21 protein-coding genes are annotated in these 21,955 nt (G+C 64.0%); 5 read left to right on the forward strand and 16 right to left on the reverse strand.

Going from position 1 to position 21,955, the window contains the following annotated elements; all coding sequences use genetic code 11:
* Window positions 1–37: 37 nt before the first annotated feature.
* Entirely contained in the window at window positions 38–661 is a 624-nt protein-coding gene (locus A3AS_RS0130945) for a GNAT family N-acetyltransferase (protein ID WP_018321375.1), read from the forward strand.
* Between the two features lie 237 nt (window positions 662–898).
* On the opposite strand, the gene A3AS_RS0130950 is transcribed toward A3AS_RS0130945, so the two are convergent.
* The 3 genes from A3AS_RS0130950 to A3AS_RS47775 all read right to left on the reverse strand — a co-directional run bounded on the left by A3AS_RS0130950 (window position 899) and on the right by A3AS_RS47775 (window position 2,786).
* Window positions 899–1,729 (reverse strand): enoyl-CoA hydratase, encoded by an 831-nt coding sequence (locus A3AS_RS0130950; protein WP_018321376.1) that lies wholly within the window; start codon window positions 1,727–1,729, stop codon window positions 899–901.
* A gap of 115 nt (window positions 1,730–1,844) precedes the next feature.
* Window positions 1,845–2,546, reverse strand: a complete 702-nt coding sequence (locus A3AS_RS0130955; RefSeq protein WP_018321377.1) for an SDR family oxidoreductase — start codon at window positions 2,544–2,546, stop codon at window positions 1,845–1,847.
* 69 nt (window positions 2,547–2,615) lie between these two features.
* Window positions 2,616–2,786 carry a hypothetical protein gene (locus tag A3AS_RS47775; RefSeq protein ID WP_157644434.1) on the reverse strand — a complete coding sequence of 57 codons (171 nt, stop codon included), beginning with the start codon at window positions 2,784–2,786 and terminating at the stop codon, window positions 2,616–2,618.
* Between A3AS_RS47775 and A3AS_RS0130965 the strand changes: the two genes are divergently transcribed.
* Window positions 2,779–4,563, forward strand: a complete 1,785-nt coding sequence (locus A3AS_RS0130965; protein ID WP_018321379.1) for an acyl-CoA dehydrogenase family protein — start codon at window positions 2,779–2,781, stop codon at window positions 4,561–4,563. The genes A3AS_RS47775 and A3AS_RS0130965 overlap by 8 nt on opposite strands.
* A 45-nt stretch (window positions 4,564–4,608) precedes the next feature.
* Window positions 4,609–5,697, forward strand: a complete 1,089-nt coding sequence (locus tag A3AS_RS0130970) for a Zn-dependent alcohol dehydrogenase (protein ID WP_018321380.1) — start codon at window positions 4,609–4,611, stop codon at window positions 5,695–5,697.
* 34 nt (window positions 5,698–5,731) lie between these two features.
* Here A3AS_RS0130970 and A3AS_RS0130975 read toward each other — a convergent pair whose 3' ends face one another.
* The 9 genes from A3AS_RS0130975 to A3AS_RS0131015 all read right to left on the reverse strand — a co-directional run bounded on the left by A3AS_RS0130975 (window position 5,732) and on the right by A3AS_RS0131015 (window position 15,458).
* Window positions 5,732–6,982 carry a hypothetical protein gene (locus A3AS_RS0130975; RefSeq protein ID WP_245283319.1) on the reverse strand — a complete coding sequence of 417 codons (1,251 nt, stop codon included), beginning with the start codon at window positions 6,980–6,982 and terminating at the stop codon, window positions 5,732–5,734.
* Window positions 6,983–7,327: 345 nt separating this feature from the next.
* On the reverse strand, window positions 7,328–7,681 hold the full coding sequence (locus A3AS_RS0130980; RefSeq protein ID WP_018321382.1) for a nuclear transport factor 2 family protein: 354 nt from the start codon (window positions 7,679–7,681) through the stop codon (window positions 7,328–7,330).
* Window positions 7,682–7,870: 189 nt separating this feature from the next.
* Window positions 7,871–9,343, reverse strand: coding sequence for an amidase (locus tag A3AS_RS0130985; RefSeq protein ID WP_018321383.1), 1,473 nt, complete (start codon window positions 9,341–9,343; stop codon window positions 7,871–7,873).
* 119 nt (window positions 9,344–9,462) lie between these two features.
* Window positions 9,463–10,434, reverse strand: coding sequence for an iron exporter MbfA (gene mbfA, locus A3AS_RS0130990; RefSeq protein WP_018321384.1), 972 nt, complete (start codon window positions 10,432–10,434; stop codon window positions 9,463–9,465).
* A 62-nt stretch (window positions 10,435–10,496) separates the two neighbouring features.
* Window positions 10,497–11,651: an alpha/beta hydrolase gene (locus A3AS_RS0130995; protein WP_026202539.1), complete on the reverse strand. Its 1,155-nt coding sequence runs from the start codon at window positions 11,649–11,651 to the stop codon at window positions 10,497–10,499.
* Window positions 11,652–11,757: 106 nt separating this feature from the next.
* Entirely contained in the window at window positions 11,758–12,624 is an 867-nt protein-coding gene (locus A3AS_RS0131000; protein WP_018321385.1) for an MBL fold metallo-hydrolase, read from the reverse strand.
* A gap of 104 nt (window positions 12,625–12,728) precedes the next feature.
* Complete coding sequence (locus A3AS_RS0131005; RefSeq protein ID WP_018321386.1) at window positions 12,729–13,340, reverse strand: glutathione S-transferase family protein; 612 nt, start codon at window positions 13,338–13,340, stop codon at window positions 12,729–12,731.
* 185 nt (window positions 13,341–13,525) lie between these two features.
* Entirely contained in the window at window positions 13,526–14,368 is an 843-nt protein-coding gene (locus A3AS_RS0131010) for a fumarylacetoacetate hydrolase family protein (protein WP_018321387.1), read from the reverse strand.
* 241 nt (window positions 14,369–14,609) lie between these two features.
* Window positions 14,610–15,458 (reverse strand): MBL fold metallo-hydrolase, encoded by an 849-nt coding sequence (locus A3AS_RS0131015; RefSeq protein ID WP_018321388.1) that lies wholly within the window; start codon window positions 15,456–15,458, stop codon window positions 14,610–14,612.
* A gap of 127 nt (window positions 15,459–15,585) precedes the next feature.
* Between A3AS_RS0131015 and A3AS_RS0131020 the strand changes: the two genes are divergently transcribed.
* Entirely contained in the window at window positions 15,586–16,062 is a 477-nt protein-coding gene (locus A3AS_RS0131020; protein ID WP_026202540.1) for a DUF3775 domain-containing protein, read from the forward strand.
* 150 nt (window positions 16,063–16,212) lie between these two features.
* Here A3AS_RS0131020 and A3AS_RS0131025 read toward each other — a convergent pair whose 3' ends face one another.
* Complete coding sequence (locus tag A3AS_RS0131025) at window positions 16,213–16,995, reverse strand: SDR family oxidoreductase (RefSeq protein ID WP_018321389.1); 783 nt, start codon at window positions 16,993–16,995, stop codon at window positions 16,213–16,215.
* A gap of 202 nt (window positions 16,996–17,197) precedes the next feature.
* Window positions 17,198–17,710, reverse strand: coding sequence for a CvpA family protein (locus A3AS_RS0131030; RefSeq protein ID WP_026202541.1), 513 nt, complete (start codon window positions 17,708–17,710; stop codon window positions 17,198–17,200).
* A 107-nt stretch (window positions 17,711–17,817) separates the two neighbouring features.
* On the opposite strand from A3AS_RS0131030, the gene A3AS_RS0131035 reads away from it, so the two are divergent.
* Window positions 17,818–18,579, forward strand: a complete 762-nt coding sequence (locus A3AS_RS0131035) for an SDR family oxidoreductase (RefSeq protein WP_018321391.1) — start codon at window positions 17,818–17,820, stop codon at window positions 18,577–18,579.
* A 69-nt stretch (window positions 18,580–18,648) separates the two neighbouring features.
* On the opposite strand, the gene A3AS_RS0131040 is transcribed toward A3AS_RS0131035, so the two are convergent.
* Together A3AS_RS0131040 and A3AS_RS0131045 are read right to left on the reverse strand one after the other, a co-directional pair.
* Window positions 18,649–20,235 (reverse strand): GMC family oxidoreductase, encoded by a 1,587-nt coding sequence (locus A3AS_RS0131040; protein WP_018321392.1) that lies wholly within the window; start codon window positions 20,233–20,235, stop codon window positions 18,649–18,651.
* A gap of 97 nt (window positions 20,236–20,332) precedes the next feature.
* Complete coding sequence (locus A3AS_RS0131045) at window positions 20,333–21,709, reverse strand: coniferyl aldehyde dehydrogenase (RefSeq protein ID WP_084674949.1); 1,377 nt, start codon at window positions 21,707–21,709, stop codon at window positions 20,333–20,335.
* Window positions 21,710–21,955: the final 246 nt, after the last annotated feature.

Genomic DNA, 21,955 nt, shown 5'->3' on the forward strand with positions numbered 1-21,955 from the left:
GGGGCGCCGGCGGTCCCTTTTGTCCCGAGCATGTGTCATGACCGCTCTTCGCCTGGAAGATTTGAAGCAATATTCGGACACGCTGCGCACCCGGCAGGGCGAGGCGCTCAATGTCCGCTTCGTCGAGCCGCGCGATACCGACGAGCTTCAGCACTATTTCCGCTCGCTCTCGACCCGCTCCCGCTACAACCGTTTCTTCGGCGCGATCAGCGAGCTGCCGAACGGACTGCTGCACGACTTCCTTCAGATCGGCGAGCGCGAACGTTTCACCGTGGTCGCGACCATGATGGTCGACGGCTTCGAGACCATCGTCGCCGAGGCGCGCTATGCGCTGCAGGCCGAAACCGCGACGCTCGAATTCGGCCTGTCGGTTCATGATCGCTGGCAGGGCCACGGCATCGCCACAGCGCTTTTGAAGAATCTCGAATGCCGCGCGGCCGCGCTTGGCGCCGAGCACATCTTTGGCGACACGCTACGCTCCAACGAGGCCATGGTCTCGCTCGCCCGCAAATCCGGTTTCGCCTTCGTCAACCACCCTGATGATTGGAAGCTGGTGCGCTTCGACAAGGAGATCAGTGTCGCGGCAAAGGATATTCCCTGCGCGAGCTGGCGCCTCGCTGCCCTTTCCCGTCAGGCCGAAAGCCCCTCAGCCTCGGTTTGACAACACTGCAAGCCCGGCCTGGCATAGCCAGAGCCGGGCGTTTTTTTGCTTGCAGATCCGTCATCCTGAGGTGCGAGACGCGCGGCGCAACGCGACGCGCGGGGAGCCTCGAAGGATGAGCGGCCCCTCTGCATCCCCGGTGTCGGACTTCGCGCAGCAACAGTCGGGCCGTCGCCCTTCGAGGGCCGCTGAAGAAGCGGCCACCTCAGGGTGACGGTCATAGATCTTCGAACGCTGCTACTTTCCCGTGAACACCGCTTTCCGCTTCTCGATGAACGCCTGCACCGCCTCCTTGTGATCGGCGGTCGTGGTCAAGCGGATCAGCCGTTCGGCTTCGTGGTCGCGCGCGGTTTCGAAGTCGAACAGCACGGCTTCGTCGAGATTATCCTTCATGTAGCGCAGCGCGAGGCGCGGGCCTTCGGCGAGCGATTTGGCCAGCGCGAAGGCCTCGGCTTGCAATTTGTCATCGGGCACGACGCGGTTGACGAGGCCGATGGCCTCGGCGCGCGCGGCATCGACACGGTCGCCGGTGAACATCAGCTCGCGCGCCCGTGCGGTGCCGACGAGGCGGGTGAGCAGCCAGGCGATGCCGTAGTCACCGCTTAGCGCGATGCGGGCGTAGCCGGTGGCGACGAAGGCCGATTGCGCGGCGATGCGGATATCACAGGCCATGGCGATGGCGAGTCCGGCGCCGACGGCGGGCCCGGGCAGGGCGGCGATGGTCGGCTTGCGCACCGATACCAGCGCGCCGGTGAGCAGCCGTTGCCGTTCCTGCAGATCGGCGATGCGATCTTCCAGCGGCATCTCGAGTTTTGCCTTGTCGCGATGGGCGCCCATGCCCTTGACGTTGCCGCCGGCGCAGAACGCTTCGCCCGCGCCGGTGATCAGCAGCGCGCCGACGCCGGGGTTCTCGCCGCAGCTGCGGATCATCGTGCGCAGCGCCGGTGTCAGCGTATCCGACAGCGAATTGCGCGCGTCCGGCCGGTTCAGCGTGATGACAGCGACGCGGTCGCGGATGACGCAGAGGAGCTCGTTGGTGCCGGTGTCGATGGTGGTTTCGCTGCTCATTATTCCTCCCCGCTCTCGTAGGGTGGGCAAAGCGAAGCGTGCCCACCATTGCTTTTCGCGTCCGAGATGGTGGGCACGGCGCGTCGCGCCTTTGCCCACCCTACGGCATCTCGCCTCAGAACTTCTCCACCCAGGGCCGCAGCTCGAGCTCCCAGCTCCAGGCGCTGCGCGGCTGCTGCAACACGTTCCAATAGCTCTGCGCGATCGCGTCGGGATCGAGCATCGAATCCGGCTTGTCTTCGGCTTCCGTCCGCGCCGCGCTACGGATGCCGCCGTCGATCACGAAATGCGCGACATGAATGCCTTGCGGCGACAATTCGCGCGCGAGGCTCTGCGCGAGGCCGCGTAGCGCAAACTTGCCCATCGCGAACGAGGCCGACTGCGCATAGCCCTTGACGCTGGCGGAGGCGCCGGTGAACAGGATCGCGCCGTGCTTGTTCGGCAGCATGCGTTTTGCAGCCTGTTGCGCAACCAGAAAACCGCCATAGGCGCTGACCGCGATCGCGTTGGCGACGTCGGCAGGTACGAGGTCGACGAACGGCCCGCGGGTGCGGCCGCTGGCATTGTAGACCACGAGGTCGGGCGTGCCGATCTCGCGCTCGACCAGGCCAAACAACCGCTCGACCTCATCGGGCTCGGTCGCGTTGCAGGCATAGGCCTTCGCGCCGGTCTCGCTACAGAGCGCGCCCAGCTTCTCGATCTTGCGCGCCGCCAGCGCGACGCGAATGCCTTGCGCAGCCAGCAAGCGCGCCAGCGAAGCGCTCAGGCCTTCGCCGGCACCGACGATGAGGGCGATCTTGTATTTCGGATGTTCCATGGCGTGATCTCTCGCAGACGGGAAGCCGTTGATCTATGCATGGTCCGCGCGGACAACCAGCCGGGACGTTCACAATTCCGCAGGGCGAGTTTGCTCCCTCGCGGCGATCATGCCGCCCTGACGATTTGCGGCTTTATCCGCATCCGCCGCTGGAGCATGATCGACATCATCCCAAGCGGCAAGCGCCAAATCAGCGCAAAATGTCCGCACGACGGAAACCAAGAGGACGATCATGCCCAAGCCGGCCCCAGCGCAGCCGAAGAATGTCGTGGCCGCATCATCCGGACTGCTGGCGCCCGACACCACGGGGATGAACTTCTACCGCGCCGATCCCGCGCTGACCGACCTGCTCCGCATCCATCTCCCGGAAAATCTGTTCCGCCATATCGAGCCGCATCTCGATCGTCTCGGCGAACTCGCCGGCGGCCGGCTCGACGACTGCGCGCGGCTCGCCGACCGTCATACACCGGTGCTGCACCAGCGCGACAAGTTCGGCCGCGACGTGCAGTGGATCGAATATCACCCGGCCTATCGCGAATTGGAGAACGCGGCGTTCGGCGAGTTCGGCATCCATGCGCTCTCGATCCGCAAGGGCATCATGGGCTGGCCGGACAAATATCCCGTGGTGGCCAAACACGCCTTCACCTTCCTGTTCAATCAGACCGAGTTCGGCATGGGCTGCCCGATCAACGTCACCGACGGCTGCGCAAAGCTGCTGGCGAATTTCGGCAGCGAGGCGCTGAAGGCGAAATATCTGGACGGCCTGACCCAGACCGACATGAGCAAGCTAACGCAAGGCGGCCAGTTCATGACCGAGAAGGAGGGCGGCTCCGACGTCGGCACGCTGACCACGCGCGCGGTGCAGGAGGGCGACCATTGGCGCCTCACTGGCGAGAAATGGTTCTGCTCGAATGCGGACGCCAAGGTGGTGATGCTGCTGGCACGGCCCGAAGGCGCCGGCCCCGGCACGCGCGGCGTCGGCCTGTTCCTGATGCCGCGCTTCCTCGACGACGGCTCGCAGAACCACTACCGGATCGTGCGTCTGAAGGACAAGCTCGGCACACGCTCGATGGCCTCGGGAGAGATCAAGCTGGAAGGCGCGATCGCCTATGCGGTCGGCAAGCTCGACCGCGGCTTCGTGCAGATGGCCGAGATGGTGAATTCGTCGCGGCTCTCCAATGGCGTCAAATCCACCGCGCTGATGCGCCGCGCCTATCACGACGCGATGACGGTTGCGACAAATCGGGTCGTGTTCGGAAATCGCATCATCGACCTGCCGCTCGGCCGACGGCAGATGCTGAAGATCATGCTGCCGGTCGAGCAGGCGCTGTCGATGAGCTTCCTCACTGCGGACGCGCTCGACCGCGCCGAGGCCGGCAGCCAGGATGCGGCGGCGCTATTGCGGATACTCACCCCGACGCTGAAGTTCCGCGCCACGCGCGATGCGCGCAAGGTCTGCGGCGATGCGCTCGAGATGCGCGGCGGCATCGGCTATATCGAGGAATTCGCGACGCCGCGTCTGCTGCGCGATGCGCATCTCGGCTCGGTCTGGGAAGGCACCGGCAACATCGTCGCGATTGATGCGCTCCGGCGCGCAGTCGGTCGCCATGGCGCGGAATCCGCGCTGGTGGCCGATCTGCATGCGCGGCTCGATGACAGTGCATCCGTGCCGCAGGCCTGGCGCGACAATCTACGTGGCCTCGTCGATCGTGCGGTGGGTTTTGCGCGAGAGGTCGCGGGGAAATCCGAGAACGAAGCGGATGCGCGTCGTGCAACGAGCCTGCTCTATCATGTCGCCAGCGCGGTCGCGCTCGCCTGGGAGGCACATCGTATCCACGAGATGCGCGGCGATGCGCGCCGGTTGCTGTTGTCGCGGCTGGTGATCGATCATCGGGTGGCGCCAAGCGATCCGTTCCGGCTGACGGAAAATGCGACGCGAGCCAGGATCGCTGCGCTGCTGCTCGGCGACAGCTCAGCCGGCATGAGCGAGGTTGGCGAACTGGTTCTGGCAGCGTAGGCTGCACGCCACGATCAAACCAAGAAACGCGACAGGGAGAGCTCGATGAAGGCCGCCGTCCTCTATGAAGTCAACCAGCCGCTCGTCATCGAGGACGTCAGCCTGCCGAAGCCGGGCCCGCGCGAGGTCTTGATCCGCACCACGGTCGCCGGGCTCTGTCACTCCGACCTGCATTTCATGGAAGGGCTCTATCCGCATCCGCTGCCCGCGGTGCTCGGCCACGAGTCCGCTGGCGTCGTCGAGCAGGTCGGCTCCGATGTCACTTACGTCAAGCCGGGTGACCACGTCGTCACTTGCCTGTCGGTGTTCTGCGGCACCTGCGACAACTGCACCACGGGCCGCACCGTCCTCTGCACCGACACCACCGTGAAGTTGCTGCCGGGGGCCTCAAACCGGATGCAGTGGTCCAAGACTGAGAAGCTGCACCAGTTCCTCAATCTCTCGTCCTTTGCCGAACAGATGCTGGTGCACGAGAACGCGATCGTCAAAATCCGTAAAGAAATGCCGCTCGATCTCGCCGCGCTGATCGGCTGCGGCGTCATCACCGGTTATGGCGCGGTGGTGAATACCGCGAAGGTGACGGCCGGCGAGACCGTGGCGGTGATCGGTTGCGGCGGCGTCGGCATGGCCGCGATCAACGGCGCGCAGATCGCCGGCGCCGGCCGCATCATCGCCATCGACACCAATCCGGCCAAGCTCCAGCTGGCGACCAAGCTGGGTGCGACCGATATCATCAATCCCGCCGACGGCGACGTCGTGAAGCAGGTGCGCGATCTCACCAATGGCGGCGTGCATCATTCCTTCGAGGTGCTCGGCCGCAAGGAGACCGCGGAGCAGGCGTTCGGCATGCTCGCTTCCGGCGGCACCGCCACTATCGTCGGCATGATCCCGTTCGGCCAGAAGATCGAACTGCACGGTTTTGATTTCCTGCGCGAGCGCCGGATCCAGGGCTCCTCGATGGGGTCGAACCATTTTCGCGTCGACATGCCGCGCCTGGTTGACTTCTACCTGCGCGGACGGCTGCATCTGGAGGACTGGATCTCGGCGAAATTGAAGCTGTCCGAGATCAACGAGGGTTTTGCCAACATGAAAGCCGGCAAGACGCTGCGCAGCGTGATCGTGTTCGACAGCTAGCACGACGGACGTCGTCGTCGCCCGAAAATTGAAGTCAACGCGACGCGGCCGGCCCATCGGCCGAGGCGCAACGTGTCTCCTTGACGAGCAGCAGCGTCATGGCCGTGGCGAGACCCGCGACGAGCATATACGCGAGGGATACGTTCAAGCCGGGACCCGCGAACAGCAGATAGGAGAACAATCCCGCAGTCGACGCGGTGAAGCCAAGCCAGGCAAACCTCGGAAGGCGAAATCCACGTTCGCCGTGGCGGAGATCGAGCACGAGGTAGAACACGAGAAGGGTGTTGCAGAGCGCCGCCGGCAACAGGCCCATGACGATCTCGCTCTCGAATGCGAGGTAGGATAGCACGCCATCGACTTGGGCAATCACCGCGAACGGCAGATAGCGCAGATTGAGGCAGGCCAGGGCGATCGCCGCAAGCTCGAACCCGTAGAAATAGCGCTCGTGCATCTTCGGAAGCAAATACGGCATGAGGATGAGCGATACGCACGCGACGAGCAGAATGAACTCCGGCCCCGTCCGCCTGGACTGTGCGATGAAGATCGATAGGGCAAGCCCGCTCGCCGCCGCGAGCACGAGGCCGGCGGCGACGCCGACCGTGTACGGCGTTCCTCCCGCGAACACCCAGATATTCGCTGCATTCATGGTCAGGTGATGAAATGTGTTGGCTTGGCCGAGATAGATCCCGAATACGGAGACCAGGGACCTGCCGGCGATGAGAACCGGAATGGCGAGGATCGCATAGGCTGCCGGAATAGCGGCAAGCCATGCCAGGTGGATCCTGCGGCGCAGGATCATTCCCAGCACGAACGGCCCCAGGAAGACGCCTTGGGCTTTCACCGAGCAGGCCACTGCGAACGGCACAACGCCGTTTCGGTCCCGCATGAACATCGCCACGGAAATCAGCGCGAAGAAGGTCCAGATCGAATCGGCCTGTCCCCACATTGCGCCATTGAAGAGCACTGTCGGCGCAAGCCACACCGCGCAGAAGGCCAGGGACGCGCGCAATGGCACGCTTGTCACGCGCCAGACCATCTGGGCCACGACGATCGCGCAGCCGAACTCGAATATGGCCGAGATCATCTTCACGAGAGAAAGCGGCTGGCCTAGCCAATCGAACTGCGTGGCGATCAGCAGCAGGTAGCTGTAAAACGGCGTGTAGTTGGTGAAAGCCTCGGCCAGCCCGCCAATGCCGTGATCTCGCGCAAAGCTATACCAGGTGATGTACTCGGCGGCGTCAGCGGTCGCGTGTTCCCGCGCGAGGTAACGGAGCACAAGGCCCACGAGCCCGCACCCGATCGCTATGGCGATCGGAATCCGCCATCTTTCGGGCAGCGTCTCGTCTGGATTGACGCGATGATAGGGGTCGCGAAGCGCACCTACCTCAATTGTATCGTTTGTCACGCAATCACTCTCGCCGGATTCGCAGCGTGTCCTCCCGACATGCTCGAGATCGATGCCCCAAGGGGACCTCTCGTCGCCTGCAATTTTGACGGGCGAACGATTGCCAGCTGGATAAATCTCAGATGAGCGGTTTGCCCATTGCTCGGGAAAAGATTGTTTGGTTAGCGATTGCTTTATGGCAGTCGTCGAATCCCGCGGCCCGAGGGAGAACGGCAGCGTGGCCCCTCATCGCGACACGTGTGCCGACACCGCGAGCCACTTGCCATTTTGCTTCGCCCAGCAATCGGTGTAGCGCCCCGTCGCCTGCTGGCCATCCGCCGTGGTGTAGCTCGTCGCGGCGTGGATGATTGCAAAGTCACCCATGATGCGGATGATGACGTCGCGCTCTTTCAAGTTCCGGATCGTGATCGGCCGCGCTGTCTGCTCCAGGAAGGCGGCACGATCGACCAGCGTCTTGTCGGGATTGGAGCAATAAAACTCCGCCGCCAGGATTTCGTCGAAACGCTTGACGTCGCAGTTCTGCACGGAGGCAACATAGTCACGGTTGAGGGCGGTCAGTTGGTCGAGGTCCTGGCTCATGGTGCTTCCTTTCCGTCAATCCGGGGCGCCCGACGCGCGAGCCCAAAATCGCGACGTTGTCGTCCTCCGTCATCGCGAGGAGCCCGCGACAAAATTTGCGAAGCAATTTTGCGCGGGCGACGGAGCAATCCGGACTGTCGCCTCGAAAAATCCTGAATTGCTTCGCTTCGCTCGCAATGACGGAAAGAACTAGTCATTGAATAATGGCGGCGGCTGGAACCCGCCGAACTCACACTCAATCAGTTCAGCGAGCCTGAGCGGCGTGCGGTCTTCGAGGAAGGGGCCGATGATCTGGACGCCGACCGGCAGACCATCCTTCGACAGGCCGAGCGGAACGGCCGTGGCCGGCAAGCCCGTCAGCGTGGCGATGCCGGGCCAGGCAAGCTGGTCCGGATAGACATGGTCCTTGCCGTCGATATTGATCCGGCGCTTCTCCTGCTCCGGCGAATGATCATGCGGATAGGCGGGGGTCGGCATGATCGGACAGATCACCGCATCGAATGACCTGAACAATTGCCGCCACTGCGCGCGCAGACCGGCGCGCGCGCCTTCGTCGAACACCCAGGCCTGATGGCTCGAGGTCATGCCGCGCAGCCGCTCGGCCGCAAGGCTCTTGTCGTCCGGCGAGAGTTGCGCCGCGCCGGCCCGCGCGCCGGCGAGAACGTCGGGAGGGAAGAACGCGCCCAGGAAGCTCATCAGCATACGCATGTAGAGACGCGAGGCCTCCCGGAAGTCCGGAAACAGCGGGCTTTCGCGCGCGACGGTCGCGCCGGCGGCCGTCAATCGCCCGGCCAGCGTCTCGATCGCGCCGCGAATGTCGGCATTCGCAGGCAGCAACGGATGGCTGTCGATCACGAGCAGGCGGAAATCCTTCAGCCTGTCGTGGCGTGCGTCCGGCAGCGCCAGCTTGTATCCGATGCCGAGGTCGACCGGATCGGGACCGGCCATCACGTCCAGCAGCAGCGTCAGATCGGCTGCACTCCGGGCCATCGGGCCGATCACCGCCATATCGCGTTCCATCGGGACCGCAGGAAATGGCGGCGGCGTATGGCCGCGCGTGGGACAGAGATTGTATGTCGGCTTGTGCGCATAGACGCCGCAATGGAATGCCGGCACGCGCAGCGAGCCGCCGATGTCGGATCCGAGCGAGAGCGGTCCGTAGCCGGCCGCAAGCGCTGCCGACGAGCCGCCTGATGAGCCGCCGGGCGTGCGGCCGAGATCGTATGGATTGTTCGTCGTGCCGTAGATGTCGTTGTAGCTCTGCCAGTCCCCCAGGCCCACGGGAACATTGGTCTTGCCGAGAATGACGCCGCCGGCGTTCTTCACCCGGGAGATCGACAGCGCGTCCTCCGTTGGCTTGAAATCCTTTTGCGGCGTCCAGCCCCAAGTTGTGGGCAGGCCCGCGATGTTGAAGGATTCTTTCACCGTCACCGGAATTCCGAGCAGCGGTTTTTTCTCGCCGCGCGCCAGCGCCACATCCGCCTCGCGTGCCGCACTGCGGGCGCGATCAAAATCCCGCACGCAGATCGCATTGACCTTGCCGTCGTGACGCTCGATGCGGTCGATGGCATCCTGTGTAAGCTCGACCGCGGAGACCTTCTTTGCGGTCAATGCGGCCGACAGCTCGACCGCGCTCTTGAAACTCCATTCCGATCTGGCCACGGCGCTTCTCCTGCTCTTGTTGTCGGAGGATGATGCGCAGTTTGCCCGAATGCTGCAACCGCCGTTTGATCGCGATTGATGCCCGGTTAAGCCGGGGGCATGACAGCGAGGGTTGGGGCTTACGCCGCCCCGATCAACACGCCGACCGCGAGCACGATCGCGCCGCCGAGCACGATCTGGAACACGGCCTGGAGGAACGGCGTGTCCATATAGCGCGAGCGAATGAAGGCGATCGCCCACAATTCGAAGAACACGACGACGCAGGCGACCGCGGTTGCGATCCAGAACGCATTGGCCCAATGATCCGGCACCAGATAGGGCGCGGTATGGCCGAGCCCGCCGAGCGTCGTCATCGCGCCGCAGGTGATGCCGCGCAGCCAGGGCGAGCCGCGCCCCGTGAGCGATCCGTCGTCGGACAGCGCCTCGGCAAAGCCCATGCTGATGCCGGCGCCGATCGATGCGGCGAGGCCCACAAGAAACGTTTGCCAGTTCTGGTGGGTGGCGAAGGCCGCCGCGAACAGCGGCGCCAGCGTCGAGACCGAGCCGTCCATCAATCCGGCGAGGCCCGGCTGCACATATTGCAGCACGAACATGCGGCGGTTGGTGCGATCCTCCTCGGCGCGGACGTCGGAATTCAGGATCTCGCCCGTCAGCTTTGCGGCGGTCTCCTCGTGACCTTTCTCGGCTTCGGCGAGATCGCCGAGCAGGCGGCGCACGCCGACGTCCTGGGCCTGTTCGGCGGCCTTCACGTAGAAGCGCTCCGCCTGCATCTCCATGGTCTCGACTTCCCTGCGGATGGCGTCGAGCGACAGGTTCTTGGTCAGCCAGACCGGGCGGCGACGCAGGAATCCCTTGACGTCCTCGCGCCGGATCGGCGGCAGATGCTTGCCGAAGCGCTGCTCGTATAATTCCAGCAACATGTGCCGGTGGCCGCGCTCTTCCTCGGCCATCTCCTCGAAGATTTTTGCCGTGTCCGGGTAACGCTCGCGGAGGTCCTCGGCGAAGGTCATGTAGATGCGGCTGTCCTCCTCCTCGGAGGAGATCGCGACCGCGAGCACCTCGCGCTCGGTCAGATCGGCAAAATTCTTCACGGTGGCCCTGTATCAGCAGTTTAGAATTATTCTAAACTATATAAGGGGCCTGGGTTCCCGGGTCAAATCAGGCCTTGCCGGGCCTTGGCCAGGAAGTCCAGCAGCAGCCGGCTCACCGCGGCGGGCTGCTCCTGCTGCACCCAATGGCCGGCGCCGTCGACGAGATGGCAGCCGAGCATCCTTGTGCAGCCGCGCCCCTGCATCGCCTCGAACACGCCCGGACGCTGATAAGTGCCCCAATCCTGCTTGCCCGAGATGAAGCATGAGGGCACGTCGATGCTGCGTCCTGCAAACAGCTGCATCTCGCTGTTGAGCATGCCCGACGTGCCGTAGCGATACCATTGCAGCCCGCCCTGGAATCCGGTGCGGCCATATTCGGCGCTGTAATAGGCGAGGTCGCTGTCCGGCAGCCATTGGTTGGCGGCGATCGCGGCGGGTGAGGGCATTTCCTTCGCCACCGTCTCGGCCATGGTCTGGTTCAGGTCCATCACATAGTAGGTCGGCAGCTTTGCCAGCTCGTTCGCCGACCACGATGACAGCGGATACGGCTTGTTGTCGGTCCAGTCCGCGCTCTTGTGATGATAATAGGCGCGCAGGAAATCATGGATGCCTTGCGGCGCCCGGTGCATGTCGGCGTTCGCCTCGCGCGTCGAATAGTACCATTGATAGTGCTTGCGCGGCCGCGGCAGCGCGGCGAGCTCGCGATGCACGGGGTCTTCGGCGGGCGGCTTTGCCGGTGTGTCGACCGTATTGAAGGGCAGGGGCGGCGGCCCGCCGAACGGCGCGCTCATCATCGTCACCGAACGAAACACATCAGGCCTTATCAGCGCGCACCAGGATGCGACCGGGCTGCCGAAATCGTGCCCGACCACATCGACCTGCTTGTAACCGAACGCCGACACCAGAGCGAGCGCATCGCGCACCAGGTTGAAGAGCGAGAAGGGCGCGAGATCGCCGTCGTATTCCGCGCGCCATCCCGTGGTGCGGCCATAGCCGCGCTGGTCCGGCGCGATCACGTGATAGCCGGCCGCAGCCAGCGTCGGCATCACCTTGCGCCAGGAGAAGGCGAGCTCGGGAAAACCGTGCAGCAAGAGGACGCATGGCCGTCCCTTGGTCTCGAATCCGGCCTCCAGCACATGCATGCGCAAGCCGTTGATGCCGTCGACATAACGCGAGCGGATTCCGGCGGGCAGGAGGATGTCGGGGAGTGCAGTCATCGTGTCTCTCCACTCGGGTGGAATCGTAGGGTGGGCAAAGCGGAGCGTGCCCACCATAAAGAGTGGTTGGCACAGCGCGCGCCTTTGCCCACCCTACGGCATCTCGCTATACAGCCGCGCACACGAATGCACTGCCCTTGCGCCGGATCTTCCCCACCGAGGGCGAGGGGAAATGCGCGGTGCAGCACAGCGTGTCGGTGTCGCAATAGCGTTCCAGGAAGCTGCGGCGCGTTTTCGCTGCCGCGACCGGATCGACGTCGAACTTGATCGACAGCTCCGGATAAAGCGTCTGCAGCGGCGAGTGCATGAGATCGCCGGAGAACACGGCATCGTCCTTGCCGCGGCCCATCGTGATGGCGATATGACCCGGCGTATGGCCCGGCGTCGGCAGGATGCGGACGTGATCGCCGATCTCATGATCGTTGCCGACGAGCTCGTGCCTGTTAGCCTCGACCACCGGCAGCACGCTGTCGGCGAAGGGCGGAATCTCCGTCTTCGCATTCTCCGCGAACCAGTGGTCGTATTCCTGCCTGGCGAAGACGTAGCGTGCCTTGGGGAAGGTCGGCACCCAGCGGCCGTTCTCCAGCCGCGTGTTCCAGCCGACGTGATCGACGTGCAGATGCGTGCACATCACGAAGTCGATGTCCTCGACCGCAAATCCGGCGGCGCCCAGCCCGCGCAGATAGGTGTCGTCGGTCTTCATGTTCCATTTCGGCCGAGGCCGCGGCTTGTCGTTGCCGATGCAGCTGTCGACCAGGATGGTGTGATGGGGCGTCTTCACCACATAGGACTGAAAGCACAGCAGCAGCACGTCCTGGTCATCCAGCGCCTTGTTCTCGCGCATCCATGCCCGGTTCTCGGCCAGCATCTCCGCCGTCAATCCCGGCAGCATCTCCAGCGCCGGGACGAACGAGGTTTCCTGCTCGATGACGCGATGGATGGTGAGATCGCCGACCGAGAACTTCAGGCTCATGAGAACTCCGGTTGTACAGCATGATTCCGGAAAAGTGTGCAGCGGTTTTCCGACAGGATCATGCCCAGACAATCAAGCTAAAGCGCGATGACGATCATCGCGCTTTAGCTGGCCGGCGGCACCGAGATCTTCACGGAGGGCCGCTCCAGCATCTTCTGGTGGAAGGCGTCGAGCTTCGGATAGGCCTTGCGCCAGCCGCAATCGGCGAAGCGGAAATCGGCATAGCCGAGCACGCAAACGAGGCCGATCTGCGAGATGTCGAAGGGACCATTGAGGACTTCGGGCATGTTCTCGAAGCGCGCCATGCCGGTCCAGGCGCGGTTCCAATGGTCGTCCGACCACGCCTGCCATTGCATGCCCTGCGGCCGCACCATCTTCTCGTAGCGGCACAGCAGCATGGAATCGAGCATGCCGTTGATCAGCGAGTGATTGGTCTTGGCCTTCCAGCGCCGCGGGCCATAATCCGGGATCAGGCTGCCGCCGGCTATCTCGTTGAGATATTCGACGATGACGTAGGAATCCAGGATGACGTCGCCATCATTGGTGATCAGCACCGGCAGCTTCTTCAGCGGCGTGATCTTCGAATAGTCCTCATTGGCCGTGCCCGGTGCGACGCTTGCGGGCACGAGCTCGATCTTGTCGATCAGCCCGAGCTCGATCGCAGCGATGCGCACCTTGCGGGCGAAGGGCGAGGCGGGGGAGAAGGTGAGCTTCATTGGAAATAACCTCTATCCAGGCACACAGTCCTCACCCTGAGGAGCGCGCCTCTTGGCGCGCGTCTCGAAGGTGGACAACGAGGGACGCTCTCTCGTTGCCCGGCGCGCGAACGCCGGGCAACCGTGCTTGTGGCGCATCCTTCGAGACGCGCGCGTTGCGCGCTCCTCAGGATGAGGGCGGCGGCTTACGCCGCGATAATCTCCTGCCTCTGCTCGCCGAGACCCTCGATGCCGAGGCTGACGACGTCGCCGACATTGAGGAAGGTCGGCGGCTTCATGCCGAGGCCGACGCCGGGCGGGGTGCCGGTCGTGATGACGTCGCCGGGCAGCAGCGTCATGAACTGCGAGACATAGGAGATGCACTTGGCCATGGAGAAGATCATGGTCTTGGTCGAGCCGGTCTGGCGGCGCTGGCCGTTGACATCCAGCCACATCGACAGGTTCTGAACGTCCTTGATCTCGTCCTTGGTTGCGAGCCACGGACCGAGCGGGCCGAACGTGTCGTGCGACTTGCCCTTGGTCCACTGTCCGAGGCGCTCGATCTGGAAGGCGCGCTCGGAGACGTCGTTGCAGACGCAGTAGCCGGCGACGTGGTTCAGCGCGTCGGCTTCCGAGACATATTTCGCACGGGTGCCGATGATCGCGGCGATCTCGACCTCCCAGTCGAGCTTGGTCGAGCCGCGCGGCTTTTCGACCGCATCGTTCGGGCCGGACAGCGATGTGTTTGCCTTCATGAAGATGATCGGCTCGCTCGGGATATCGGCGCCGGTCTCCTTGGCATGGTCGGAGTAGTTGAGGCCGATCGCGACGAATTTCGAGATGCCGGTGACGGGCGCGCCGAACCGCGGCTTGCCGGAGACCGCCGGGAGCGAGGCGGGGTCGAGGCCTGCCAGCTTCTTCAGGCTCTCGGGCGAATAGGCCTCGCCGGTGAGGTCCTTCAGATGCGCCGACAAGTCGCGCAACTGGCCGGATTTGTCGATCAGGCCGGGCTTTTCCGCACCCTTTTCGCCATAACGAACAAGCTTCATTCTCGTTTCTCCCTAGGAATGGACCGATCGGTTAAACAGCTTCATGGAACAGGGCGGCGGGAAATTCAACCGCCCAGAGCGGAGCGCATTGCAGCCCTCTGGATTCGATGGGCGGACGGCGCTCTTGTGTCCCGGACGCGGCGCGGCATGAAATGACGCGACGCAGAGCCGGGACCCAGATACATGGGCCCGGGCTTAGCAGCGCATCACTTCGTGCTGCGCAGCATCCGGGGCACGAGACTTAGGCTAGCGCCAAAAACCTGAATGCCTCTCCATCCCGCCTGATATGCCCGGCCGAAAAGTGCCCGCCGATCACCAGCGTCGGCGTGTCGGCAAAGCGGCCGAACAATTCGCGCCGTGTCTTTGCGGATTGGCTCTGGTCGGAATCGGCGGTCGAGGACCAGTCGAGATGTGCCATCTGGCAAGGGTGATGGGCGACGTCACCCGTGAGCAGACCCTGTTCGCCATCCGATCGGATGAGAATGCTCATATGGCCGGGACTGTGGCCGGGGGTCGGGATCATGCTGATCTCCTCGCACAGCTGGTGATCGCTCGGGATCAGATCGGCCCGGCCGGCATCGACGATCGGCTTCACGGAATCCTCGAACACGGCCCGCTTGTCCGGCTCGGTCGAATGTTCCAGCCAATGCTCGTATTCGGTCTTGCCGAAGACGTAGCGTGCCTTGGCAAATGTCGGCACCCATCGGCCGTCGACCAGGCGCGTATTCCATCCGACATGATCGACATGAAGATGCGTGCATAGCACCGTGTCGATGCTGTCGGGAGCAAAGCCCGCCGCCATCATCGTCGCCAGGAACGGCGTGGTGCGGTTGTTCCAGGTCGGAACATTGCGGCCCTGCTTGTCGTTGCCGAGGCCCGTATCGACAACGATGCGGCGCGAAGGCGTCTCCACCACCAGCGAATGGATCGACATTTTCAGCCGGCCCTCTTCGGTGGCAAAATGCGGGATCAGCCAGGGAAGCTTCTGAACCTCTGCGTTGCTCGCGAGCGGCAAGATGAAGCGGGTCGAGCCGACCGTCTCCAGCTCCACAATCTTGGTGATTTTGACTTGGCCGACCTTCCACTGCATCCGGCGCCTTCCCATGTTCTTGCCTTGATGCCGAAAGATGCGCCGTTTCCGCCATCAAGCGCAATGGATCATCTGACGCGGTGCGGCGTTATCGCGGGAACCCCAGGAAAAAGCCGAAGAGGAAGCCATGCCAGAGCTTGCGATTTCCGCGGAGAAGGTCGCCTTCATCATCGAGAAGGCGCGTGAATTCGACGTCAAGGAAGGCGATTCCGATCCGGATTCCGGCTCGAACGCGAGCGATGACGACGCGCTCGATGTTCTCGAGGATGACGGCTCCGATCCTGTCGTCCAAGAACTCGGAAGCTTCATGATCGCCCTGAACGAGGACGAGCAGCTCGATCTCGTCGCGCTGACATGGCTCGGTCGCGGTGACGGCACGATCGACGAGTGGGACGATTTGCGCGCCCGCGCGGTGGAGGCGCGCACCGAATATCGCAGCCCGCGCCGCGAAACCGTGCATTATCTGCTTGGCGAGCCGATGCTGGGCGATCTGCTCGCCGATGGTCTCGACGAATTCGGCATCGACTGGACCGACGAGCGCACGACGGCCGACTCGTCTGGTCCGAGCCAGCAGGACGAAGACGAGCCGACGAAGCAGCGGTGATGATCGGGCTCTGACGCCTCCACATCGTCATGGCCGGGCTTGACCCGGCCATCCACGTCTTACTTTGCCGAACAAAGAACGTGGATGCCCGGGACAAGCCCGGGCATGACGATCTTTCGTGGAATGCGCCGTTGCGGATGCGATGATGGGTTACAACGTCCCCGGAAACGCGCCGCCATCCAGGAGGATGTTCTGCCCCGTAATGAAGCCGGCCTTGGCGCCGCACAGGAAGGCGCAGGCATAGCCGAATTCGTCGGGCTGGCCGAAGCGGCCGGCGGGGTTGAGCTTGGCGCGCTCGGTCAGGATCTGCTCGGCCGAGACGCCGCGCTTGTCGGCCTCGGCCTTTGCGGTGCCGGTCAGGCGATCCGTCTCGAACGGGCCGGGCAGCAGGCCGTTGATGGTGACGTTGTTGATCACGGTCTTGCGCGACAGGCCGGCGATGAAGCCGGTGAGGCCGGCGCGCGCGCCGTTGGAGAGGCCGAGGATGTCGATCGGCGCCTTCACCGCGGCCGAGGTGATGTTGACGATGCGGCCGAACTTGCGCGCCATCATGCCGTCCACGGTCGCCTTGATCAGCTCGATCGGCGTCAGCATGTTGGCGTCGATCGCCTTGATCCAGTCGTCGCGGGTCCAGTTGCGGAAATCACCGGGCGGTGGGCCGCCGGCATTGTTGATCAGGATGTCGGGCTCGGGGCAGGCCTTCAGCACGGCTTCGCGCCCAGCCGGCGTCGTGATGTCGCCGACGATCTCGGTGACCTTCACATCAGGATAGGCTTTTCGGATCTCGTCCGCCGTTTTCTTCAAAGCTTCCGCGCCGCGCGCGGTCAGCGTGACGTCAACGCCGGCATCAGCCAGCGAGATGGCGCAGGCGCGCCCGAGACCCTTGCTGGATGCGCAGACGATGGCGCGGCGACCTTTGATCCCAAGATCCACTGTTTCACTCCCGTAATGTCAGGCAGGTTTTGGATGGCGCTATTCTAGCCAACATCGGTGCCGCTGATAAGGCATGGGCTCGCATCAAAATGCATGGCGCGTCCGCGCGGCGATGCAAATGCGCAGGCATGATCCGGAAAAGTGCGTATCGATTTTCCGAAAAGATCATACCCAAACAACAAAGGCGCGATCTTCTCGCGCGTCAGATGCGCCGCTCCTGCTTGAGGCGGTCGATCGCGGAGCTCGCTTCCGGGGGCAGCGATTTGAAGCCCATCTGACCCGCCGTCGAGAACAGCGGCCGCAGATGCGAGCCGGCGAGAAACGGCGGCTGTTTGTTGGCCGGCACGATCTGGTCGAACACCAGGACCAGCGTGGTGGCGACGAGACCGACCCTGATGGCGCCGAGCGCGGCGCCGCCGAGCCGGTCGCCGATACCGGCGTCGCGGATGGTGTCGTTCAGCACCAGGCGGCCGATATAGCCGAACAGCATGCCGACCACCACGAAGATGCCGAACAGCCAGATCCAGTTCTGCAGCAGAGGCGCATTCGGATTGCCGGCGATTTGCGGCGCGATCAGCGGCATCAGCGCGACCGCGATCGGCGCAGCGAGGAGATAGGCGAGGATGGTCATGGCGCTGCGGAGCAGGCCGGTCCTGAAGCCGAAGCCGGCCGCGATGGCGAGCGCGGCATAGACGGCGAGATCGAAATTGTTCATGAGCAAACCTACCTCAATGGAACGAATGAACGCCGGACCGATCATTCCGGTTTCAGATCGCTAAAATCGTCTGTATTGATGGCTCCAAAAGCTCGAGGGTTACGCCAATGTCAGGCCTATTCGACGTCAGTAAAGAAACCATCCTCGTCACGGGCGCGAGCCAGGGGCTGGGGCGGCAATTTGCCCGGGTGCTCGCCGCTCACGGGGCGGCCATCGCGCTCGCGGCGCGTCAGGCCGACAAGCTGAAGAGCCTGGAGGAGGAAATCCGCGGCAAGGGCGGCCGCGCCGCCGCGGTCGCGCTCGACGTCACCGACACCGCCTCGATCGCGCGGGCCGTCGATGCGGCAGAGGCTGCGCTCGGTCCCGTCACGGTGCTGATCAACAATGCCGGCATCGCCATCGAGAAGCTCGCCACCGAGCAGACCGAAGCGGATTGGGACGCAGTGATCGGTGCAAATCTCAAGGGCGCCTATTTCCTCGCGACGGAAGTCGCGCGGCGCATGATCGCGCGCAAGCAGTCAGGCAACATCGTCAACATCGCCTCCGTGCTCGGCACCGGCGTCCTGAAGGCGGTGTCGCCTTACGCGATCTCCAAGGCCGGCATCATCCAGGCCACCAAGGCGATGGCGCTGGAGCTCGCCGGCCAGAACATCCGCATCAACGCGCTCGCGCCCGGCTATATCGACACCGAGATGAACCACGCCTTCTGGTCGACCCCCGCAGGCGAGCGCCTGGCCAAGCGCATCCCGCAGCGCCGTGTCGGCGCCGAGTCCGATCTCGACGGCGCGATTCTGCTGCTGGCGTCACAGGCGTCGCGGTACATGACGGGGAGTGTGATTACCGTCGACGGTGGTTTCCTGTTGAACTAAGTCTCACTGGCGTCCCGGACAAGCGCGCCTCAAGCGCGCAGATCCGGGATACATAACCGCAGCGGCCGACTAACCCGCCCGGATCATATCCGCCGCCTTCTCCCCGATCATGATGGTCGGCGCGTTGGTGTTGCCGCCGATCAGCGTCGGCATGATCGAGGCGTCGACAACGCGCAAGGCCTCGACGCCGTGCACCTTCAGTGCCGGATCGACCACGGCCATCGCATCCGTCCCCATCTTGCAAGTGCCGACGGGGTGATAGACGGTATCGACGCGATTGCGCAAAATGTTGCGGATGTCGTCGTCGGTTCTCACCTCGGACGTGAACATGTCCTTCTTCTGCAGCGCGCGCAGCGCCGGCGTCTCCATCAGCCGCCGCGTGGTCTTGAAGCCCGCGACCATCGTCTCGAGATCCTCCGCTTCGCCCAAAAAATTCGGATCGATCATGGGCGCTGCGAGCGGATCGGCGCTCTTCAGCGACACGCTGCCGCGGCTCTTCGGCCGCAGCAGGCAGACATGGCACGAGAAGCCCGCCTCCTTGTGCTTCTTGCGGCCGTGGTCGTCGAGCATCGCGATGACGAAGTGAAGTTGGATGTCCGGTACATCGAGGTCAGGCCGGGTTTTCAAAAAGCCGCCGCACTCGGCGAAATTGGTGGTCATCAGGCCGCGCCGTTCACGGCGATAGCGCTGGATGGCACGGAGCAGGGACGGCAACCGGCCGAGCGAGGCATGAACGAAGTGCGGATAGTCGGAGGCGTAGACGAACACGAAATCCGGGTGGTCCTGCAGATTGCGCCCGACGCCGGGCAGATGATGGAGCACGCCAATGCCGTGCGTTCGAAGCGCATCGCCATCGCCGATGCCCGACAGCATCAGCAATTGTGGTGACTGGAAGGCGCCGCCGGCAAGGATCACCTCGCGGCGCGCACGCAGCTGCTTGGTCTGCTTGCCCTGCACATATTCGATGCCGACTGCACGCCCTCCTTCGAACAGGATTTTCGTGGCGTGTGCCCCCGTCTCGACGCGCAGATTTGTGCGCTTGCCGATGTGGGGATGCACATAGGCGCGCGCCGCGCTCCAGCGTTCGCCATTGTGCTGCGTCACCTGATAGCTGCCGAGCCCTTCGTGATCCTCACCATTGAAGTCCTCGCGAATGCGGAACTGCGCCTCGCGTGCGGCCTGATGGAAGACATCATGGATCGGATTGTTCGAGCGGAGCCGGTTGACATGCAGTGGGCCGCCCTTGCCGTGATACTCGCCGTCGAAATCGGAATTGTTCTCCGAGCGCTTGAAATAGGGCAGCACGTCCGCATACGACCAGCCGGCATTGCCGAGCGAAGCCCAGTGGTCGTAGTCCCATTTGTGGCCGCGAATGTAGACCATGGCGTTGATCGCCGAGGAGCCGCCGAGGCCCTTGCCGCGCGGCTGATAGCCGATGCGGCCGTTCAGTCCCTTCTGCGGCACGGTATCGAAAGCCCAGTTGGCCGTTTTGTAGGGCAGAGCAATCCCAAACGGTGTGGTGATGCGCCAATTGTCGTTCGTCCCGCCCGCATCGAGCAACGCCACGGACGTCGCCGCATCCTCCGACAGCCGCCCCGCAATTGTGCAGCCGCCGGAGCCCGCGCCCACGACGACGAAATCGAATGTATCGGTCACTTGTTTCCCCCGTCATTGTCATTCCGGGGCGATGCGGAGCATCGAACCCGGAATCTCGAGGTTCCGGGTTCGCTTCGCGCCCCGGAACGACTGCCCCCTACGACATGAACCGCATCAACTTCTCCAACCGCGCGATCTTGCCGCCATAGGGCGGATAGAGATCGGCGAGGCGGTTGAACTTGGAGCGATAGAATACCGGCTTCAACTTGCTGAACGTGCGAAAGCCCCATTCGCCGTGATAGGCGCCGGTGCCGGATGCGCCGACGCCGCCCATCGGCTGGTTGATTTGCGTGAAGTGAAACAGGCAGTCGTTGATGGTGACGCCGCCGGAGATGGTGCGGGCCAGCACCTCGTCGCGCGCGGTGCCGTCCTTGCCGAACCAGTACAGCGCCAGCGGCCGATCGCGATGGTTGATGAAGGCGATGGCGTCAGTGGGATCGCGATAGCCGAGAATCGGGAGCACCGGCCCAAAAATCTCCTCCTGCATCGCCGCCATCGCGTCGGTCGCCCCGACGATCAGCGTCGGCGGGAATTTGCGATGCGCCTTCCAGTTTGGATCGTCCGCCTTCGCCGGCTGCAGGATTTTGGCGCCGCGCTGCGCCGCGTCCGCGACGAGGCCTTCGAGCCGGGCATAATGCCGGTCCGAGATGATCGAGGTGTAGTCCTTGTTTGAGGGATCGGTGCCGAACATCCGCCGCATCTGGGCGCGCACGTTCTCGGCGAAGGCCTGCAACGAGCGCTCCGGCACCAGCACATAGTCCGGCGCGATGCAGGTCTGCCCGGCATTGAGCAACTTGCCGTAGGCGATGCGCTCGGCCGCTTCATCGAGGTCGGCCGAGGCGTCGATGATCGCAGGCGACTTGCCGCCGAGCTCGAGGGTAACCGGCGTCAGGTTACGCCCCGCGGCCTCCGCGACCAGCCGCCCGACCCGGGTCGAGCCGGTGAACACGAGGTGATCGAACGGCAGGCGCGCAAACGCCTCTGCGATCTCGCCCTCGATGCCGGTGACGAGCAGCTCGGTCGCATCGAATCGCGCGGCGACCGTCTCCTTCAGCAGGCCTGCGAAGTGCGGCGTGAGCTCGCTCGGCTTGATCAGGACGCGGTTGCCGGCGGCTAGCGCGCCGATCGCGGGCGCGAGCGTGAGCTGGAGCGGATAATTCCAGGGCGCGATGATGCCGACGACGCCGAGCGGCTGCGGCATCAGCCGGTTGCGCGCGGGCAGGAATTGCAGCGCGGTCGCGACGCGCTGCGGCGCCATCCAGCTCTTGAGGTACTTTGTGGCGTGCCGGATCTCGGAGAACAGCAGCATCGTCTCGGCGATGGTGGTCTCGACCGCCGAGCGGTGGCCGAAATCGGCCGAGATCGCCTGCCGGAAGCGCTCCTCATTGTCGGCGATCACGGCGCGCAGCCGCGCCAGCCGGTCAAGCCGCTCGGCAAGGCCGGCCGGCGGCTGGTCCCGCGACGGCACGACCATGTTGTGGAAGGCCTCCTCCAGCGCTCCGACCGGGGCGCTCGTCAGGGATTTGTCCACGGCGATCCTCCCTCACCGGCGTTTCAGCCTTAATCTTGTTGCCGCAAGCTGGCCCTTTGTGGAACTTCTGGCAAGAGCACAGGGAACGCAGCCAAAATCGGTCGCTTCCCCTGTCATAAAGTCGAAAAAAACGTTCCCGCAGCCCTTTCCAAAGGCAGCTCGCCTTGATACATACGCCCCGCACCCGAC

This window comes from Bradyrhizobium sp. WSM2793, from assembly GCF_000379585.1.
In the GTDB taxonomy this organism is placed as follows: domain Bacteria; phylum Pseudomonadota; class Alphaproteobacteria; order Rhizobiales; family Xanthobacteraceae; genus Bradyrhizobium.

Coding starts and splice junctions, on each gene's coding strand:
- A3AS_RS0130945 (WP_018321375.1), top strand. CDS start 38: ATGACCGCTCTTCGCCTGGAAGATTTGAAGCAATATTCGGACACGCTG.
- A3AS_RS0130950 (WP_018321376.1), bottom strand. CDS start 1,729: ATGAGCAGCGAAACCACCATCGACACCGGCACCAACGAGCTCCTCTGC.
- A3AS_RS0130955 (WP_018321377.1), bottom strand. CDS start 2,546: ATGGAACATCCGAAATACAAGATCGCCCTCATCGTCGGTGCCGGCGAA.
- A3AS_RS0130965 (WP_018321379.1), top strand. CDS start 2,779: ATGCCCAAGCCGGCCCCAGCGCAGCCGAAGAATGTCGTGGCCGCATCA.
- A3AS_RS0130970 (WP_018321380.1), top strand. CDS start 4,609: ATGAAGGCCGCCGTCCTCTATGAAGTCAACCAGCCGCTCGTCATCGAG.
- A3AS_RS0130980 (WP_018321382.1), bottom strand. CDS start 7,681: ATGAGCCAGGACCTCGACCAACTGACCGCCCTCAACCGTGACTATGTT.
- A3AS_RS0130995 (WP_026202539.1), bottom strand. CDS start 11,651: ATGACTGCACTCCCCGACATCCTCCTGCCCGCCGGAATCCGCTCGCGT.
- A3AS_RS0131000 (WP_018321385.1), bottom strand. CDS start 12,624: ATGAGCCTGAAGTTCTCGGTCGGCGATCTCACCATCCATCGCGTCATC.
- A3AS_RS0131005 (WP_018321386.1), bottom strand. CDS start 13,340: ATGAAGCTCACCTTCTCCCCCGCCTCGCCCTTCGCCCGCAAGGTGCGC.
- A3AS_RS0131010 (WP_018321387.1), bottom strand. CDS start 14,368: ATGAAGCTTGTTCGTTATGGCGAAAAGGGTGCGGAAAAGCCCGGCCTG.
- A3AS_RS0131015 (WP_018321388.1), bottom strand. CDS start 15,458: ATGCAGTGGAAGGTCGGCCAAGTCAAAATCACCAAGATTGTGGAGCTG.
- A3AS_RS0131020 (WP_026202540.1), top strand. CDS start 15,586: ATGCCAGAGCTTGCGATTTCCGCGGAGAAGGTCGCCTTCATCATCGAG.
- A3AS_RS0131030 (WP_026202541.1), bottom strand. CDS start 17,710: ATGAACAATTTCGATCTCGCCGTCTATGCCGCGCTCGCCATCGCGGCC.
- A3AS_RS0131035 (WP_018321391.1), top strand. CDS start 17,818: ATGTCAGGCCTATTCGACGTCAGTAAAGAAACCATCCTCGTCACGGGC.
- A3AS_RS0131045 (WP_084674949.1), bottom strand. CDS start 21,709: ATGGTCGTGCCGTCGCGGGACCAGCCGCCGGCCGGCCTTGCCGAGCGG.